The following is a 1,615-nucleotide window of genomic DNA, read 5'->3' as shown; positions in this document are numbered from 1 at the left end:
ACGCAAACTCCACAAGTGCCCTGGTGTTTACCATCCCATGGCTCGACGGGTCTAAGCCCTCACATTCCATCGTCATACTTATCCAAGGTGTGGAGACCGATTGCGTTTAGCGGACGGGTCTGAGCCCTTTTCGGGCAGTAACTCGGTTCTCCGTGCTTTCTTTTTCAAAATCCCGCGAATGAGTCAATATACGTGATCGATCAATGCCCTATGCTGCTTGTGAAACGAGATGGCTGGCCTTTTCGGGAGAGAATGTTTCTACACGCTGGACCATACCGATCAAAATTCGCGCTACTTTACCCACGAGTTTAAAGACAGACTGTTGCTTTTTCATGTGCTTTACTTGAACATTGTGTCGATGTAATTCTTGAAAGACCGGATTAATTCCAATGAGCTGGATTGTCGCTAAATACAGATATTTTCTTAAACTGGAGTCCCCTCGTTTGGAGACAACGATCTGACCTTTCCTCTTCCCCGATGTGCTTTCAGCCAAATTCAGACCGGCTTTGCGCAGTAACTGACGTCCATGTGCGTACAGCCTTAGGTCACCTGCACCTGCTAAGATAGCCGCAACGAAGATGGGTCCAAGGCCTTTTATGGAACGCATCTGAATGGCCATGGGAATCTCACCTAACATTACGTGAAGCTGCTTTTCGATGTCTGCTAACATCTCCGTAATTCGTTCATACTCTGAGATTAAACGTGCCAAATCTAGCTTTGCGACGGCTAAAGCTGTAACGTCTCCCACACTCCGCTTAGCTTGCGCAATTAGCTCTGCCGCCTTTTGTGTGCCTGTAGTACCGCCTGCCCTTTGCATATGCTTTTTCCAGATCGCTATGATTTCTGGTACTGACCGATTTGCGAGATCCACTGGCGCAGGGAATTCCTTCAGAGTAGCCATTGATCGTTTAACGGTCCAATCCTTAAATACCGAACTGTACTCAGGAAACCGGATATCCAGCCACCGAATAATGCGATTTTGTAACCGGACGCTATTAGCAACCCAAAACTCTCGATCGCTCATCAGTGTTCTCAGGCGTTGAAATACGTGAGTTTGTTTCGTATGATCATAGTAGTAGCCTCGGCTTACTACATCTGCAATGACAAGCGCATCTTTTGGGTCACTCTTCAATTGGCAGTTGTCACGGTTTTCTTTATTGCGTTTTGTCGTTGCTGGATTAACTAAGACCACTTGCAATCCTTTATGTGTAAGCCAGTTGGCTAGGTTCCACCAATAGTGGCCTGTCGGCTCCATGCCTATGATTACCTGGCTCAAACGGTGCTTTTGCTGAATACCTTCCATCCACCGCTGCAGCTTTTCAAACCCCTCTATGGTGTTGCTGAATGATAGATGCCGATTCGTCAGTACAATTCCACGATAATTTGTAACCTGTGCCACATGAGTCTCTTTTTCCATGTCGATCTCTACAATTAAATGGGAGGGCGTAATTCGTTCGACTCGTTGATTTTGTGCTTCTGATTGTTTAAACTTCATGATAAGAGCGCCTCCTTGATGGTGTTGGGTAATTACCCTTGGACAAACCCATCATACCGAGGCGCTCCTTTTTTGACAAAGGTGATTTCTTAGCCTTAACAGGAATGTTTTACTTCAATG

The 1,615-nt window shown here is 46.1% G+C and carries 1 protein-coding gene; it reads right to left on the bottom strand.

The features are described 5' to 3' along the window. Positions 1-208 precede the first annotated feature (208 nt). Positions 209-1,495, bottom strand: coding sequence for an IS110 family RNA-guided transposase (locus GT019_RS31480; protein WP_161747399.1), 1,287 nt, complete (start codon positions 1,493-1,495; stop codon positions 209-211). Between the last annotated feature and the right edge of the window lie 120 nt (positions 1,496-1,615).

The sequence above is a fragment of the Paenibacillus glycinis genome, from assembly GCF_009909185.1.
GTDB classification, from domain to species: Bacteria; Bacillota; Bacilli; order Paenibacillales; family Paenibacillaceae; genus Paenibacillus_Z; species Paenibacillus_Z glycinis.
This window is presented reverse-complemented; position numbering and strand designations above follow the sequence as displayed.